Annotated in this window: 12 protein-coding genes; 2 read left to right on the forward strand and 10 right to left on the reverse strand. The window is 54.5% G+C overall.

What is annotated here, in order from left to right; all coding sequences use genetic code 11:
- Window positions 1-9: 9 nt before the first annotated feature.
- From ACO5R6_RS00375 to ACO5R6_RS00390, 4 genes are all read right to left on the reverse strand, one after another.
- The gene (locus ACO5R6_RS00375) at window positions 10-651 is read right to left on the reverse strand and encodes a redox-sensing transcriptional repressor Rex (protein ID WP_485625190.1); all 642 of its coding nucleotides are present in this window, start codon (window positions 649-651) and stop codon (window positions 10-12) included.
- A gap of 11 nt (window positions 652-662) precedes the next feature.
- Window positions 663-2,549 carry an ABC-F family ATP-binding cassette domain-containing protein gene (locus tag ACO5R6_RS00380; RefSeq protein ID WP_485625191.1) on the reverse strand — a complete coding sequence of 629 codons (1,887 nt, stop codon included), beginning with the start codon at window positions 2,547-2,549 and terminating at the stop codon, window positions 663-665.
- A 55-nt stretch (window positions 2,550-2,604) separates the two neighbouring features.
- Window positions 2,605-3,813: an NADP-dependent isocitrate dehydrogenase gene (locus tag ACO5R6_RS00385; RefSeq protein WP_485625192.1), complete on the reverse strand. Its 1,209-nt coding sequence runs from the start codon at window positions 3,811-3,813 to the stop codon at window positions 2,605-2,607.
- A 159-nt stretch (window positions 3,814-3,972) separates the two neighbouring features.
- Window positions 3,973-6,051, reverse strand: a complete 2,079-nt coding sequence (locus ACO5R6_RS00390) for an elongation factor G (RefSeq protein WP_485625193.1) — start codon at window positions 6,049-6,051, stop codon at window positions 3,973-3,975.
- Window positions 6,052-6,222: 171 nt separating this feature from the next.
- On the opposite strand from ACO5R6_RS00390, the gene ACO5R6_RS00395 reads away from it, so the two are divergent.
- A complete protein-coding gene (locus ACO5R6_RS00395; protein ID WP_485625194.1) occupies window positions 6,223-7,320 on the forward strand; it encodes a prephenate dehydrogenase/arogenate dehydrogenase family protein in 1,098 nt (365 codons plus the stop codon).
- Between the two features lie 145 nt (window positions 7,321-7,465).
- Window positions 7,466-8,731: a 3-phosphoshikimate 1-carboxyvinyltransferase gene (gene aroA / locus ACO5R6_RS00400; RefSeq protein ID WP_485625195.1), complete on the forward strand. Its 1,266-nt coding sequence runs from the start codon at window positions 7,466-7,468 to the stop codon at window positions 8,729-8,731.
- 158 nt (window positions 8,732-8,889) lie between these two features.
- Here aroA and ACO5R6_RS00405 read toward each other — a convergent pair whose 3' ends face one another.
- The 6 genes from ACO5R6_RS00405 to groL all read right to left on the reverse strand — a co-directional run bounded on the left by ACO5R6_RS00405 (window position 8,890) and on the right by groL (window position 16,576).
- Window positions 8,890-9,540 carry a DUF4230 domain-containing protein gene (locus ACO5R6_RS00405; protein WP_485625196.1) on the reverse strand — a complete coding sequence of 217 codons (651 nt, stop codon included), beginning with the start codon at window positions 9,538-9,540 and terminating at the stop codon, window positions 8,890-8,892.
- 27 nt (window positions 9,541-9,567) lie between these two features.
- Complete coding sequence (locus ACO5R6_RS00410) at window positions 9,568-10,074, reverse strand: SEC-C metal-binding domain-containing protein (RefSeq protein ID WP_485625197.1); 507 nt, start codon at window positions 10,072-10,074, stop codon at window positions 9,568-9,570.
- 17 nt (window positions 10,075-10,091) lie between these two features.
- Window positions 10,092-12,524, reverse strand: coding sequence for a leucine--tRNA ligase (leuS, locus tag ACO5R6_RS00415; protein ID WP_485625198.1), 2,433 nt, complete (start codon window positions 12,522-12,524; stop codon window positions 10,092-10,094).
- Window positions 12,525-12,541: 17 nt separating this feature from the next.
- The gene (locus ACO5R6_RS00420) at window positions 12,542-13,837 is read right to left on the reverse strand and encodes an adenylosuccinate synthase (RefSeq protein ID WP_485625199.1); all 1,296 of its coding nucleotides are present in this window, start codon (window positions 13,835-13,837) and stop codon (window positions 12,542-12,544) included.
- 32 nt (window positions 13,838-13,869) lie between these two features.
- Complete coding sequence (locus ACO5R6_RS00425) at window positions 13,870-14,754, reverse strand: DegV family protein (RefSeq protein WP_485625200.1); 885 nt, start codon at window positions 14,752-14,754, stop codon at window positions 13,870-13,872.
- A gap of 205 nt (window positions 14,755-14,959) precedes the next feature.
- Complete coding sequence (groL, locus tag ACO5R6_RS00430; protein WP_485625201.1) at window positions 14,960-16,576, reverse strand: chaperonin GroEL; 1,617 nt, start codon at window positions 16,574-16,576, stop codon at window positions 14,960-14,962.
- Window positions 16,577-16,582 lie beyond the last annotated feature (6 nt).

A 16,582-nucleotide genomic window follows, 5' to 3' on the forward strand; every position in this document is an offset into this window, starting at 1 on the left:
GAGAAATTCCTAGCTCCTGCTCTGCTCGCGACTGGTGAGATTATAAGAGAGCTCCATCAGAGAGTCCGACAGGTGGACATTCTCGATAACGGTTCTCTCTCCCACTTCCAGGTCCACATGGGCAAAGTTCCAGATGGCGGGGACCCCGAGATCGGCAAGCCGTCTCGCGACAGACTGGGCGGATTCCTTGGGGATGGTCAGGGCGGCGATATCCACCCTGTTTTGACAGGCGAACTTATCCAGGTCCTCCAGCATCCGGATGGGAATCCCGCGCAGTTCTCTCCCCTTTAAGTCCGGATTCACATCAAAGAGTCCGGTCAGGGCAAATCCCATGCGCTCGAACTGGGCGTAGTTGGCAATCGCCTGGCCCAGATGTCCGACCCCAATCACGATCAGGTTGCGTGCCTGATCCAGGCCCAGGATCTCCCCGATCTTGTCGTGGAGGTTTTTCACATCATAGCCATAGCCCAGATGCCCGAAGTTGTCGAAATTGTTGAGGTCCTGGCGGATCTGCGACGCCGTCGAGTGCATGCGCTTGGAGAGCTCGTAGGAAGAGATGCCCTCAATTCCAAGATCCAGTAGTTCTCCCAGATAGCGGTAATACCTGGGAAGCCGGCGGATTACGGCCGGCGAAATGCTTTTCTTCTCCATAGCTTGTCCTCTTACTCTTCGTCCAGTGAGGCCCATGCCTCATAGAGCTCATCTGCCTCTGCCTGCAACGCCTCCTGCTCTGCAGAGAGCTCATTTAATCTGGCGGAATTGGTCGCAACCTCAGGATCTTCAAAGAGCTTCATAATCTGCCGGATCCGCTCCTCCCGGTCTGAAATCTCACGCTCCAATCTGGCCCTGGAGTGCTCAAGCTTCCTCTCTGAAGCGGCCAGTTGCTTCTGCCTTTCCCAGCTGACCTTGCCCAGGTCCGTCCGGTCTTGATCCGCCTGGGCGGAATGAGCCTTGTCCTGTAAGCTGGCCAAGGCGGACGGCTTGTCCTCTTCCTGCTTTTTGGCCAGAAAATAGTCATAATTTCCCAGATACTCTGTAAAATGCCCGTCGGCAAGATATAAGATCCGGCTCGCCGTCTTGTTAATGAAATAGCGGTCATGAGAGACATAGAGCAGGGTCCCTCTGTAATCATTCAGAGCTCTCTCCAGGATGTCCTTGGACTCCATGTCCAGATGGTTGGTCGGCTCGTCCAGGATCAGGAAATTGGCTCCCGACAGCATGAGCTTGGCCAGGGACAGCCGGCCCCGCTCTCCGCCGGACAGGGCGGAAATCCTCTTATAGACATCGTCTCCTGTGAAGAGAAAGGCGGCGAGAACATTTCGAATCCTGGTCTCTGTCAGATTGGGATAGGCGTCTGACATCTCCTCAAAGAGGGTCTTTGCGTCATCCAGTTCCTGCTGGGCCTGGTCATAGTAGCCGACTGTGACATTGGCTCCCAGTCTGACCTTGCCTGACAGGGCCTTGCATCTCTGATTGATGATTTTGAGCAGGGTCGTCTTGCCGCTTCCGTTCTCTCCCAGAACAGCAACCCGCTCCCCCTTTCGGATCAGGAGATTGAACTTCCGAAAGAGCTGCTCGGGCCCAAAAGCCATGGACAGATCTTCTATATAGAGAACATCCTTGCCGGATTCTCTTTCAGGGGCGAGCGCAAGCCGCATGGCATGGTCTTCTTCCGGGGGCTTCTCCATCCGGTCCATTTTCTCCAAAGCCCTCTTGCGGCTGTCCGCCCGCCGGATGGATTTCTCCCGGTTAAACTGGCGCAGCTTGTCGATGACGGCCTCCTGGCGCTCAATGGTCTTTTGCTGCCTGGCATACTCCCGCCGCAGGGTCTCCATCCGCAGTTCTCTCTGATTCACATAGGCGGTGTAGTCTCCCTTATACAGCTGGCAGCTGTGATTCGACAAATCCAGAACATGATCGACGATCCGATTTAAGAAATACCGGTCATGGGCGACAATTAAGACGCCGCCCCGGTAATTGCTCAGGAAATTCTCAAGCCACTGAATGGAAGCCAGATCCAGGTGATTGATGGGCTCGTCGAGAATCAGGAGGTCCGGCTTTAAGAGGAGAAGTCTGGCGAGAAAGACTCTTGTCAGCTGTCCCCCGGACAGCTGCGAGGGAAGTTTATTGAAGTCCTCCTCCCCAAATCCAAGCCCCTTCAAGGTCCCGACCGCTTCCGACCGGAAAGTCAGCCCGCCCCTCCTCTCAAATTCTTCGGATGCCTTCTGATAGCGGTCCAGGAGTCTCGTCAACTCCTCCCCCTTCAATCCGGCCATCCGGGTCTCCATAGCCCGCAATTCCTGCTCGGTTTGAATCAATTCCCGGCAGGAGTCCAGGACAATATCCAGGATGTTTCCCTCAAGAGAATCGCTCTGATACTGCGCCAGATATCCAAGGCTTACGCCCTGCGCCAGATATACCGTTCCCTCATCCGCAGCCATCTGGCCGACAATCAGCTTGAGCAGAGTTGACTTGCCGCAGCCGTTGGGGCCAACGACGGCATACTTCTCTCCCGCCTCCATCTGAAATGACAGATGGCGCAATATCATCTCCTCTCCGAATGATTTGGAGAGCTTTTGGCAGGAAAGAATCATGAGTTACTCCTTAGTTCTCTTTCTCGTAATTTGCCCGAATCGCCCGGATGAAGGACTCCGAGTCGAGCACCTCGGGATTGGCTATATCCGTGATCGCGGCCAGGTCTCCGGTCATCTGTCCCGACGCAATGGTGTAGAGAGAGGCCGCTTCCATGCGGTCGGCATAGAGGACCAGGTCCCGGATCTGATCCAGTTCCCCTCTCTTTCTCAGAGCCCCGGTCCAGGCGAAGATGGTCGCAATGGGATTGGTGGAGGTAGTCTCCCCCTTCAGGTATCTGTAGTAGTGCCTCTGGACCGTGCCGTGGGCGGCCTCGTACTCGTAGACACCGCCCGGAGAGACCAGGACGGAGGTCATCATGGCAAGAGAGCCGAAGGCGGAGGAAATCATATCGCTCATAACATCACCGTCGTAGTTCTTGCAGGCCCAGATAAAACCGCCGGAAGACTTCATGACGCGGGCAACCGCATCATCGATCAGGGTGTAGAAATACTTGATGCCGGCCCGGTCAAAGGCCTCTGCGTACTCTCTGTCATAGGTCTCCTGAAAAATATCCTTAAAGCTGTGGTCATATTGCTTGGAGATGGTGTCCTTGGTCGCAAACCAGAGATCCTGCCCGGTATCCAGGGCATAGCCAAAGCAGGATCTGGCGAAGGATTCGATCGAGGAAATGAGATTGTGCTGCCCCTGAACCAGACCCGGCCCGTCGAAGTCATGGACCAGGACCCGGTCCGTGTGACCGTCTTCTGCGGTGTAGACCAGTTCCACCTTGCCGGGCCCCGGGATCTTCATCTCGGAGGCCTTGTAGACGTCACCGTAGGCATGGCGGGCAATGGTGATCGGCTTGTTCCAGCTCTTGACATTGGGCGCAATCCCCTTGACCGGAATCGGAGCCCGAAAGACGGTTCCGTCTAAGATGGCGCGTATGGTCCCGTTCGGGCTCTTGTACATCTGCTTGAGCTTGTACTCCTCAAGCCGGGCGGCGTTGGGGGTAATCGTAGCGCACTTGACGGCGACACCGTACTTTAGGGTGGCCATGGCAGAGTCCCTTGTCACCTGGTCATCTGTCTCATTGCGGTGCTCTAAGCCCAAGTCATAGTAGTCCGTCTTGAGATCAATATAGGGAGTGATCAGGTCCTTCTTGATCATCCTCCAGAGCACCCGGGTCATCTCATCTCCGTCCATCTCAACCAGGGGCGTTTTCATCTGAATTCTCTCCATACCCATCTCCTTCAAAAAAATCAGGCAGCGAATGGCTGCCTGACGATCAAACGCTAGTAGAAATTTTAACACAGGAAGGCCCATTTTGAAACGGAGCCTGACAAATTGTCCTGTTCGGAAGCTCCTCCCTCCGTCGCCCCCTGTCATGCAGAGATGGGATTAATCCTGCCGCTTGGCCCGGGAGCTGATCTGGGCCTCCTGCACATCGGCCGGACAGGGATCATAGCGGAGGAATTCGTAAGAATAGCTTGCGTCCCCGGAAGTCAGTGACCGAAGATTGGTCCCATACTCATAGAGGGCAGCATAGGGAACTTCGGCATTGACAACCTGATAGCCTCCCTCCACCGGGTCCAGAGACATGACACGGCCCCTTCTCTTGTTCAAGTCACCCATGACATCGCCGATGCGCTCATCTGCCACCGTGACCTTCAGAGAAGCGATCGGTTCCAGCAGAATCGGATTGGCCTTCAGGATGCCGTCCTTCATGGCCATGGATGCCGCCATCTTGAAGGCTGCCTCTGAGGAGTCAACCGGATGGTAAGAACCGTCGTAGAGGGTCGCCTTGACCCCGTAGACCGGATAGCCGGCGAGCGGCCCTGCCAGAACCTGTTCTGCCAGTCCCTTTTCAACCGCCGGGAAATAATTCTTGGGGACAGAACCCCCGACCACTTTCTCCTCGAAGACAAAGGGAGTTGACAGGTCGCCGGAGGGCTCGAAGGTCATCTTGACATGCCCGTACTGGCCGTGTCCTCCCGTCTGCTTCTTGTGCTTGTACTCGACGTCAGACTTGCCCAGGATGGTCTCTCTGTAAGCGACCAGGGGCTGGCTTAAGAGCATGGTCACCTTGTACTTGTCCGCCAGGATCTCTGCGACCAGTTCCAGGTGTGTCCTGGAGATGCCGTAGATCAGAGACTGATGGTTGGCGGGATCTCCCTGCGTGCGCAGGGTCAGGTCCTCCTTGCAGATTTTCTGCAGGGCCTGCTGGAGCTTGTCGTCATCCCCCGACTTCTCTGCCCGATAGGCCATATAGCAGTAAGGCTGACTGATGACGGGCTTCAGATAGCGGACCGGATTGGCCTTGGTCGAGAGACTGTCTCCTGTGGACAGGTCTGTGACCTTGCTCAGGGCTCCGATGTCTCCGGCATGCAGCTCAGGAACCTCCTGGGCCTTGGATCCAGTTAAGACATAGAGCTTCCCGATCTTGTCCTCTCTGTCATTGCCCGCATTGTAGAGGAGGTCATCCGTCTTCAGAACACCGGAGTTGACCTTGATCATAGAGTACTTTCCCACAAAGGGGTCAACCAGGGTCTTGAACACATAGGCGGTCTTGGATTTGGCGAAGTCATAGTTGGCCTCAAATACCTCATTGGTCTTGGACAGGATGCCCACGCAGGATCTCCGGTCCGGAGAGGGGAAGTACTTGACGATGTCTGACATCAAAGTGTACATGCCCCGATGCATGAGGTTTGATCCCATCATCACGGGAACAACAGAGGCGTCGATCACATTGACCCGCATTGCCTGCCGGATCTCATCCTCAGAGAAGCTGTCTCCGTTGAAGTAGCGGTCCATATAAGTCTCGGAAGTCTCAGCGACAGCCTCCAGAAGAACCTCTCGAAACTGGTCCAGATTCTCATAGGAATAGTCCGGGACATCCATTTTGTCAATTCCGCCGGACGCATTCCACCGCTTGGCCTTCTGCTGGATGATATTGACATAGCCGACGAACTGTCCGTTCTCCCGAATCGGCAGATGGAAGGGGGCGATCTTCTTGCCGTAGAGGGCCTGCAGGTCCTCAATCACCTGCCGGTAAGAGGCTTCGTCGATATCCATATCCGTCACGAAGATCATTCTGGGAAGATGGTACTTCTCACAGAGATTCCATGCCTTGCGGGTTCCTACCTCAATCCCGTTCTTGCCGGAGACGACGATGACCGCTGCGTCCGCAACCGAAACCGCCTCTTCCACTTCACCCACAAAATCAGGATAGCCGGGGGTGTCCAGGAGATTGATCTTGGTGTCCTCCCAGATCAGGGGCAGCAGGGACAGGTGGACAGAGATCTTGTGTCTCTTCTCGACTTCATCGTAATCGCTGATGGTATTTCCCGCCTCAACGCTTCCGGCCTTTTCCTTAAGACCAGACAGAAAGGCCATTGACTCAGCCAGAGAGGTCTTGCCGGAACCGCCATGACCCAGCAAGACGACGTTGCGAATTTTGTCACTGGTAAAAACCCTCATACAGTACCCTCCTTAATTTGAAATGCATAGTTAAATTTTACTCATTTTCAAGTTTCCACGCAACGTAATTTGTCTAAATTGAATGAACAAATCAATTTCATCGTTCGCATCCGTCTGCTAGAAGAGAGAGGAATTTTCTGTTAGGATTAAGTGGAATTTAAGGAGATGCGTATGACTTACAGAAAGATCGGTTTTTACGGGCTCGGCCTGATTGGCGGATCCATCGCCAAGACCATTCATAAAAAACATCCCGGGATCGAGATCATAGCCAATGATCCGAGTGAAGCCTCTCTTGTCATGGCCCGGCAGGAGGAGGTCATCCGCAACCGGACCAACCTTCCCCCGGACAGCTTTCGCTCATGTGACCTGATCTTCCTCTGCGCCCCGGTCGGCGTGAACATCTCATATCTGAAGGACTTAAAGAGCTTGGTCGGCCCGGACACCATCATCACGGATGTCTCCTCTGTCAAGGGGGATATTCAAAGAGCTGTCGTGCAAGAGGGCTTGAGCGCTCAGTTTATCGGCGGTCATCCCATGACCGGCTCTGAGCGGACCGGCTACGAACACGCCAGAGATTATCTCCTGGAGAACGCATACTATCTGATTACGCACACAGACGATATTCTGCCTGACCGCGTCAGTGAATTCTCCGCCTTCATCAAGTCTCTGGGTGCCAAGATCATGCTCATGGATCCAGAAGAGCATGACTATGCGACTGCGGCCATCTCTCACCTGCCCCATATCATCTCCGCCTCCCTGGTCAATCTGGTCGAGGCTTCGGATGATGACAAGAATACCCTGAAGGCAATTGCCTCCGGCGGATTTCGAGATATCACAAGGATCTCTTCCTCCTCCCCCCTCATGTGGGAGCACATCTGTCTGGCCAATCGAGACCAGATTCTGGGTCTTCTCTCCGCCTATCGGAGCAAGCTGGACCAGTTTCAGCAGGGGATCACGGAGGGAGACGGAGCAGCCCTCCGAGAGCTCTTTGCGGAGGCCAAGGAATACCGGGACTCGCTTCCCATCCGGGGCAAGGGAGCCCTGCCGGATGTCTATGAGATCTTCTGCGACCTCATGGATGAGGTCGGAGGAATTGCCACCATCGCCACAATTCTAAGCACCAATCAGATCAATATACGCAATATCGGCGTTGTCCATAACCGGGAGTTCTCGGATGGCGTCTTGAAAATTGAGTTCTATGAGGAAGAAGCCATGCTTTTGGCTATCCGGCTCTTAGAGGCGCATCACTATTCCATTCACCGCCGCTGAGTCTGGTATTGGGGTCGAACAGTATTTGATCCATTCCGAGGCATGATGGCCTGCCAGACATCTATCGTGTGCATGTATGACGAAGTATGGATTTAATAGAGAATAGAGATAAGAAATAAGGAATAGGGGATAAGGGATAATCAATATGATTCAGGCATTAAGAGGCAAAATCCAAGTTCCGGGCGATAAGTCTATCTCCCACCGGGGGATCATGTTCGGATCTCTCGCCCAGGGAAAGACTGAGCTCACAGGCTTTTTGGACGGGGCGGACTGCCGGTCTTCCATCCGCTGTTTCCGGCAGATGGGCATTGATATTGTGCAGGAGGGCGACCATGTGATCGTTCATGGCCGGGGCCTGCACGGCCTGCGCAAGCCAAATGAGATCCTTGATGTGGGAAATTCCGGCACGACAGCCCGTCTGATGTCCGGCATCCTGGTCGGCCAGGAATTCTCCAGCGCCCTGACCGGAGATGCCTCCATTCAAAAGAGGCCTATGGGCCGGATCCTGGATCCTCTGACCACCATGGGGGCCGGAATTTCCTCCCGTCTGGACAATAACTGCGTTCCCCTGGATATCGCCCCGGCCCGCCTGCAGGGGATCCGTTATAAGTCTTTGGTCGCCTCTGCCCAGGTCAAATCCGCCGTTCTCCTGGCGGGTCTCTATGCCGATGGCAGCACTTCTGTCTCCGAGCCGGTTCAATCAAGAGACCACACAGAGCGAATGCTCAAGGCCATGGGGGCAGAGCTTCATGTGGATGGGCTGACTGTGACCATTCAGCCGGGTCCTTCCCTCCGGGGCTGCAGAATTCAGGTTCCGGGAGACATCTCATCGGCGGCCTACTGGATTGCAGCGGCATCCATTGTGCCTGATTCGGAGCTTCTGATCGAGAATGTCAATACCAATTCGACCAGGAGCGGCATTCTAAAAGCGGCAAGAGCCATGGGGGCTGACCTGACAGAGCTAAATCCCCGTCTGGTCTCCGGCGAGCCGGTCGCCGATCTTCTGGTCCGGTCTGCAGACCTGCACGCCGCCCGGATCGACGGTCCCCTGATCCCAAGCCTCATTGACGAGATCCCTGTAATCGCCCTAATGGCGGCCTGTGCCGATGGAGAGACCCTTATCTCTGACGCTCGGGAGCTCAGGGTCAAGGAGTCCGACCGGATTGAGGCCATGGTCTCTAATCTGTCAGCCATGGGCGTTCCTATCTCAGGCAGAGAGGACGGAATGGTCATTCGCGGAGGCAGCCCCTTGAGGGGGGCCGAAATCAGGACCGAGCATGACCACCGCATCGCCATGACCTTTACCATCGCCTCTCTTATAAGCGATGGTCCCATCCGCCTGGATGATCCGGACTGCGTAAAAATCTCCTACCCCGGCTTCTATCGGACTTTAGATTTTCTCCTTCGATAGGCCGAACGCAAGTGGTCAGACCGGTCTTTAGTGATGGCCCTCTTCTATATCCTATCCTCTTGTCAGGAATAAGAATACATAGAGGAGGACTCCTCCTCCTGCAATTGCCATGAGAATTCCGAGGAGTATTTTTTTTAACATTTCCATCTCTTCACCCCTTATTTATAATTGAATTCGACCTGAAAATTCTTGGTTACTTCATTTTCCCTGACCATGTTTCTGATGATCGTCTCGGCATTTTTGTCCGCCTTATCCAAGATCCCTGCTTCAATGGCCTGTTCCTTGCCCTTTTCCACAACGGCGTCCTTTAGATTTTGCTGCTCTGTGGAGTTGAAATTGGTAAACCAGCTCTCTGTATCCAGATAGGACTTAAAGGAATTTTGTACCTCATAGGACTTGTAGATCTGCGCGTGTGGCAAGCTTATCACAACAATGTCCTCACCATTATTCCTCTTCTTTAATTCATAGCTTATCTCTTTGAAGTTCAAGGCCGCGAGCACCTCTACATCCAGGCTGAAGATCATCCGACTCTCTGTAAAGGGCAGGGAGATGGAATTGAAAATCTTTCTGTCCTTCGAGCTGTCTTCTAGTATTCTCCCGTACCACTCCTGGGTTACCAGCTCGCCGACATCTTCAAAGCCAAAATTTACGACTGTCTCGCTATGTTTTGTCTGATTGGGAACGAAGGTCCCCAATAGGACTAGTAAAAATGCACACCCTAGGACAAGTATGATCTTTATTATTCTGGGGATTTTCCGAAAGAGTCCCCCGACTCCTGTCCCCCTTCTTGAATCCTCTCTCTTCCCCATACGATACCTCCACACTAAAAAGAGAACTTACTTCTTTCTGCCGCAGCAGAACTTATACTTCTTTCCGCTGCCGCAGGGACAGGGGTCATTGCGGCCGACTTTCTTGGGCTTTACAACGGTGCCGGACTTCTTCTGCTCCAGGTAGAGCTCTTTTCTCTTCTCCTCAGAGAAAATCTGATCCCACTGGGGCAGCTTATAGAGCCAATCTGCGCGGGCATTCACCATTTCCTTGTAGAGACGGGCCTTGTCGAAGGCCAAAGACACCTCTGTGTCCTCTTCCATGGTCTCAACGGGATTGGGAGCAAGAAGACTATCGTTAATGCCATCCAGAAATCCCGTCATTTCAAGAAGGCTGACACCGAACCGGTCGGCGAGTTCCCTGACGGTTCCCGAGAAGACCCGGTCCGGGTCCGCAAGAAGAATCTCATAGATCCCCTTCTCCTTCTGAAAATAATCATCCCAAAAAGCCTGCAGGGTCTGCCTGGACTGGTTCTCATTATAGGCTATTTTCTTCCACTCATCAAATAAAGCCATTGTTTTCTTTCTCTTTCTCACTTCACAACAAAGTTAATAATCTTCCCGGGAACATAGATCTCCTTGACAAGCTCACCTGCAGCCAGATATCTGGCGACGTTTTCTTCCGTCCTGGCAAGCGCGAGAACCTCATCTCTGGAAGCCCCGTTCTCGATCTCAATATTTCCGCGCACCTTGCCGTTGACCTGGACTCCCATCTTCATGGTGGCGTCCCTGGTCTTGGCTTCATCATAGACCGGCCAGGGGGATGTGGCGCAGAAGGTCATTCCGTCCGCATTAAAGCCCATGACCTCCCACATCTCCTCTGTCAGGTGGGGTGCGAAGGGCGAGAGGAGCTGGAGGAAGATCTTGACATCTTCCCCGGTCACGGCACCGGCCTTCTGAAACTCATTGGTTAGGGCCATCAGAGTCGCGATGGCCGTGTTGAATTTCATATTCTCAATGTCGTTTGACACCTTCTTGATCGCCTTGTGGACCGAGGACTCTATAGCCGGGTCCTCCCTGTCAAGACTGGCGATTTCATCGAATTTAGAGACACGGTCCAGGAAGCGGCGACAGCCGTTTAAGGACTCGTCCGACCAGGGAGCCGCAGATGCGTAGTCACCCATGAACATAACATACGTTCTTAGCGTATCTGCCCCGTAGTCCTTGACGATGTCGAGAGGATCTATGACATTGCCCTTGGACTTGGACATCTTCTCTCCGTCGGGTCCCAGGATCAGACCCTGGTAAGTCCTCTTGGCATAGGGCTCCGGACAAGCGACCTTGCCGATATCATAGAGGAAGTGGTGCCAGAACCTGGAGTAAAGCAGGTGCCTTGTGACATGCTCCATGCCCCCGTTGTAATGGTCCACCGGCATCCAGTAATCCAGCTTCTTGCGGTCTGCAAAGGCCTCGTCATTATGGGGGTCTGTAAAGCGGAGGAAATACCAGGAGGAGCCCGCCCACTGGGGCATGGTATCGGTCTCTCTCTTGGCGGGCTTGCCGCACTTGGGGCAGGTGCAGTTGACAAATGACGGGATTCGGGCCAGAGGGCTCTGACCATCGGTGCCCGGCTCGAAATTCTCCACATCCGGCAGGGTCAGGGGCAGCTGATCTTCGGGCAGGGGGACCACCCCGCAGTCAGGGCAGTGGACCAGGGGGATGGGTTCTCCCCAATAGCGCTGGCGGTTGAAGGCCCAGTCCTTCATCTTGTACTGGACTCCCCTGTGCCCCAGCCCCTTCTCTTTGAGATAGGCCTGCATCCTTGCAATGGAATCCGCCTGATTGTCAAGTCCGTCGAGGAATCCGGAGTTGATCATCCGCCCCTCTCCGGTGTATGCCTCAAGCTCGATATCGCCTCCCTCGATCACGGGGATAATCTTGGCTCCGAACTTCCTGGCGAATTCCCAGTCTCTCTGATCGTGCGCGGGAACGGCCATGATAGCCCCTGTGCCATAGCTCATCATGACATAATCCGAGATGAAGATCGGAATCTGCTCGCCTGTGACGGGGTTTTGCCCGGTCAGTCCCTCAATCAGGACGCCGGTCTTATCCTTGGCCAGCTGGGTTCTCTCAAACTCCGTCTTTCTGGCGGACTTTCTCCGATAGTCTAGAACAGCATCCCAGTTCGCGATCCGGTCCTTGTAGTGATCCAGAAGAGGATGTTCCGGCGCACATACCATGAATGTGACTCCAAAGAGGGTGTCGGCCCGGGTGGTATAGACCTCAAGCTTACTGTCTTCTAAGGGATGGCCCTCTTTGTCTGTGACAGGGAAATCGACAAAAGTCCCCTCGGACCTTCCGATCCAGGAGATCTCCTGCTGCTTGACGGAATCCGGGTAATCTACCTCATTCAGTCCATCCAGGAGCTTGTCCGCATAGTCCGTGATCCGCAGGAACCAGACATCCTTGGACATCTGAACCACATCAGAGCCGCAGATGTCGCACTTACCGCCCTGCGAGTCCTCATTGGAGAGAACGACCTTGCAGTGGGGGCAGTAGTTGACCAGGGTCTTGGACCGGAACACCAGACCCTGCTTATAGAGCTGGAGGAAGATCCACTGGGTCCACTTGTAGTAGTCGGGCCGACTGGTTGCAAAGCTCCTGTCCCAGTCAAAGGAGAAGCCCACCTGGCGAAGCTGGTCTGAGAAGTGGGCGATGTTCTTCTCCGTGATGACATGCGGATGCGTATTGGTCTTGATCGCATAGTTCTCAGCCGGAAGGCCGAAGGAGTCGAATCCGATGGGAAAGAGGACATTATAGCCCTGCATCCGGCGCTTTCTGGCCAGAACCTCAATGGATGCGTATGCCTTGATATGTCCGACATGCATGCCGGACCCGGATGGGTAGGGAAACTCAACCAGGCCATACCACTTGGGTTTGTCGGCGAAATCAACAGCCTTAAAAATTCCCGCATCCGCCCAGCGCTTCTGCCACTTGGGCTCGATTTTCTTGAAATGATACTGCATACAGATTCTCTTTCTTCTTACTGTTTGAGGGGAGACTTGCGATAGATGATATCTTCTCTGGCCGGTCCGTTGGATACCATGGTGATGGGATAGCCGATCTGACTCTCGATGAAGTCGACATAATCCCTGGCCTCCCGGGGAAGATCCTCGTAATTCCGGATTCCGCGGATATCACTCTTCCAACCCTTAAAGAATTTGTAGACCGGCTTGCAGCGAGACAGGTCTTTCGTCACAGGAAACTCGGTGATCTCCTGCCCGTCCAGCTCATAGGCCACGCAGACAGGAATCCGGTCCAGATAGCCCAGGTCATCCAGGACAGTGAAGGCCACATCCGTGCAACCCTGCAATCTGCAGCCGTATTTAGACGCAACGCAGTCATACCAGCCCACCCGGCGGGGACGACCGGTTGTAGCTCCGTATTCTCCCCCGTCACCACCGTGATTGCGGAGGGCAGTCGCCTCGTCTCCGAAGACCTCGGAGACGAATTCGCCTGCGCCGACTGCGGAGGAATAGGCCTTGGAGACAACAACGATCTGTCTGATCTCATAGGGGGGGATTCCAGCTCCGATGGCTCCGTAGGCGGCCAGGGGGGAGGAAGAGGTAACCATGGGATAAATCCCGTGGTCCGGATCCTTCATGGTTCCCAGCTGTCCCTCTAAGAGAATGGTCTTCTTCTCTCTGATGGCCCGGTCCAAGTAGAGGGACACATTGCCCAGATAAGGTCTGACGCGGTCTCTGACCTGCTTGATCCAGGCAAGAAGCGCTTCCCGGTCTATCGGATCGGCCCCATAGAGGTTGACCAGCAGAGTATCCTTGATGGCTGCGATGCGCGCGATCTTCTCTCTTAGGATCATATCATCCTGGTAGAATTCATTGATCTGCCAGCCGATCTTGGCATACTTGTCCGAGTAGAAGGGGGCAATGCCGGATTTGGTAGACCCGAAGGACTTGCCGGCCAGGCGGGCCTCTTCCAGGGAGTCAAACTCCACATGATAGGGCATCAGGACCTGAACCCGGTCAGAGACCATGATCTGTGGCATGGGCACACCCTTGGACGTGATGTCGGTGAGCTCTGCCATGAACTTATCGATATCGAATGCCACACCGTTGCCGATGATGTTCATGATATTGGGGTGAAAGACGCCGGACGGCATGGTGTGGAGGGCGAATTTGCCGTATTCATTCACAATGGTATGACCGGCGTTGGCGCCGCCCTGAAAGCGGATCACGACATCTGCGCTGTCCGCAAGGGTATCCGTGATCTTTCCCTTGCCCTCGTCGCCCCAATTTGCTCCGACAACTGCTTTAACCATGGCTCTCTCCTCCTCATGTGTATGCTCAGGTCCTAGGCAAAATAGGCCTGATCCAAGTTCCTGCTGCAGGTAATTGCCAGGGCGCCGGGCCCCAGATGGCACGCGATACTGGACGGAAGCGGATCAATGCTTATCTCCTGCCCGGGCCAGAGTCCTCTGGCTTCCTCCCGGAAGAGGTCTGCCTCCTCGGCGTTTTGGATCTGCGCCATGGAGATCGTCATGTCCGACAAAGGAACATCCCGAAAGCGGGTCTTGAGATCGGAAGAAATCGCCTCCAGCATGATCTGCCTGGCCTGTTTCATGGTTCTCGCCTTGGCGAAGGTATCCAGTTTCTGCCCCTGTATCTGCAGGACCGGCTTGATCCGAAGCAGGGTTCCGATCATGGCCACCGCCGGGGTCAGCCGGCCTCCTCTTTTCAGATATTCCAAGGTATCAATGGTAATGTAAATGGAAGAATCCTGGCCTGTCTCCTCGAGAATCCGGCGAATCTCTCCGGCGGACTTGCCGGCATCGGCCAATTTCTTAGCCTCCAGGACAGAGAGTTTCAAGGTGACAGAGATCCTGTGGTTGTCAACGACAAAAACCCTGCCCGCATACTCCTCTTCTTCCGCAAAATTCCTTGCGGTCTGGCAGGAGGAAGAGAGACCCGAGGACATGGGAATATAGACGACCTCCTCGAAGTCCTGAAGCAGCTTGTTCCAGCAGTCCATGAGGTCTCCGACCGCCGGCATGGAGGTTGAGATATTCTTGCTTGCAGCCAGCTTCTGATAGAAGTCCTCCTGGCTCAAGTCGACCCCCTCAAAGTAAATCTGGTCATCAATATAAAAGGGCATGGGCAGGACAGTGACGCCAAGTCTTCCTGCCTCCTCCTGCGTAATGCCGCTGTTTGAATCGGTTGCAATTGCCACTCTGCTCATCGCCTGTATCCCTCTGTTTCTAGCAAGTTCCCCGGGCTTCTCACACGAGGATTATACTAGCACATAGGCCTCCTTCATGCAATGAAGGGGCGGGCCTTAGGACGATCATCCAAGATATGCATCCAGTGGGACTGGATAAAAAAAGACCCCTCCGGCCCCGGATTGGTCCGGGCGCACGGAGGGATCCACCCTCAATACTCTTTTATTACATCATTCCGGGTGCGGCGGCAGGCATGGCCGGAGTATCCTCCTTGATGTCAGCCACAACAGACTCGGTAGTGAGCAGGGTGCTGGCAACAGAAGCCGCATTGAGAAGGGCTGTTCTGGATACCTTGACGGGATCCAGGATGCCGGACTCAACCATATCCACATAGGTCTCGCGATAGGCATCAAAGCCCATGCCGACCTCAGACTCTCTCACCTTGTTGATAATTACAGATCCCTCAAGGCCTGCATTGTCAACAATATAGAAGAGGGGTGACTCTAGGGCCTTCTCGATCACCTGGGCACCTGTCTTCTCATCGCCCTCCAGCTGCTCAGCCAGTTCATGAACCTTCTTGGCGGCATGAATATAGGCAGAACCGCCTCCGGCGATGATTCCCTCCTCAACAGCGGCGCGAGTTGCATTCAGGGCATCCTCCATGCGGAGTTTTGCCTCTTTCATCTCCGTCTCCGTAGCGGCACCGACGCGGATGACAGCGACACCGCCGGCCAGCTTAGCCAGACGCTCCTGCAGCTTCTCGCGGTCGAAGTCAGAACTGGTTTCCTCGATCTGTCCACGGATCTGCTTGACTCTGGCCGCAATGGCATCCTTGTCTCCGGCGCCATCCACCAGGGTGGTGTTCTCCTTGGTGATCTTGACGCTCTTAGCGCGACCAAGCTGATCCATTGTGGTCTCCTTGAGCTCAAGTCCCAGCTCGGAAGAAATCACCGTACCTCCGGTCAGAATGGCGATATCCTGGAGCATCTCCTTGCGGCGGTCGCCATAGCCGGGAGCCTTGACAGCAACTACATTGAAGGTGCCGCGCAGCTTATTGAGAATCAGGGTTGTCAGGGCTTCGCCCTCAACATCCTCTGCAATAATCAGAAGTCTCTGTCCCTGCTGTACAATCTGCTCCAGCAGAGGAAGAATTTCCTGAATATTAGAGATCTTCTTGTCCGTGATCAGGATATAGGGATCATCCAGTGTCGCTTCCATCTTATCGGTATCCGTCACCATATAAGAGCTGATGTAGCCACGGTCAAACTGCATACCCTCAACCACATCCAGTTCCGTCTGCATGGTCTTGGACTCCTCGATGGTGATGACGCCGTCATTAGAGACCTTCTCCATGGCGTCCGCAACCATCTCTCCGACCTGGTCGTCGGAAGCGGAAATGGCAGCAACCTTGGCGATCTGATCCTTGGAGGCAACCGGGGAAGACATCTCAACCAGAGCGTCTGCGGCTACATTGGTCGCCTTTTTCATACCCTTTCTCAAGACGATGGGGTTGGCTCCGGCAGCCAGATTCCGGATGCCGGCATGAATCATAGCCTGTGCCAGCACGGTTGCGGTTGTGGTTCCGTCGCCTGCGACATCATTGGTCTTGGTGGCAACCTCCTTCACCAGCTGGGCACCCATATTCTCAAACCGGTCCTCAAGTTCGATCTCCTTGGCAATGGAGACACCGTCATTGGTGATCAGCGGTGCACCGTAGGACTTGTCCAGGACGACATTGCGTCCCTTGGGTCCAAGAGTCACCCGGACGGTATCGGCCAGCTGGTCTACACCGGACTGCAGAGCCGCTCTGGCCTCTGCGCCAAACTTAATTTCTTTAGCCATTTTCTT

It is taken from the genome of Shuttleworthella sp., from assembly GCF_057251025.1.

What these genes read in the sequence shown, in the direction of transcription:
- groL (WP_485625201.1), bottom strand. Translation starts at nt 16,576, where the DNA reads ATGGCTAAAGAAATTAAGTTTGGCGCAGAGGCCAGAGCGGCTCTGCAG.
- ACO5R6_RS00410 (WP_485625197.1), bottom strand. Translation starts at nt 10,074, where the DNA reads ATGGCTTTATTTGATGAGTGGAAGAAAATAGCCTATAATGAGAACCAG.
- ACO5R6_RS00380 (WP_485625191.1), bottom strand. Translation starts at nt 2,549, where the DNA reads ATGATATTGCGCCATCTGTCATTTCAGATGGAGGCGGGAGAGAAGTAT.
- ACO5R6_RS00405 (WP_485625196.1), bottom strand. Translation starts at nt 9,540, where the DNA reads ATGGGGAAGAGAGAGGATTCAAGAAGGGGGACAGGAGTCGGGGGACTC.
- ACO5R6_RS00395 (WP_485625194.1), top strand. Translation starts at nt 6,223, where the DNA reads ATGACTTACAGAAAGATCGGTTTTTACGGGCTCGGCCTGATTGGCGGA.
- aroA (WP_485625195.1), top strand. Translation starts at nt 7,466, where the DNA reads ATGATTCAGGCATTAAGAGGCAAAATCCAAGTTCCGGGCGATAAGTCT.
- ACO5R6_RS00390 (WP_485625193.1), bottom strand. Translation starts at nt 6,051, where the DNA reads ATGAGGGTTTTTACCAGTGACAAAATTCGCAACGTCGTCTTGCTGGGT.
- leuS (WP_485625198.1), bottom strand. Translation starts at nt 12,524, where the DNA reads ATGCAGTATCATTTCAAGAAAATCGAGCCCAAGTGGCAGAAGCGCTGG.
- ACO5R6_RS00385 (WP_485625192.1), bottom strand. Translation starts at nt 3,813, where the DNA reads ATGGAGAGAATTCAGATGAAAACGCCCCTGGTTGAGATGGACGGAGAT.
- ACO5R6_RS00375 (WP_485625190.1), bottom strand. Translation starts at nt 651, where the DNA reads ATGGAGAAGAAAAGCATTTCGCCGGCCGTAATCCGCCGGCTTCCCAGG.
- ACO5R6_RS00420 (WP_485625199.1), bottom strand. Translation starts at nt 13,837, where the DNA reads ATGGTTAAAGCAGTTGTCGGAGCAAATTGGGGCGACGAGGGCAAGGGA.
- ACO5R6_RS00425 (WP_485625200.1), bottom strand. Translation starts at nt 14,754, where the DNA reads ATGAGCAGAGTGGCAATTGCAACCGATTCAAACAGCGGCATTACGCAG.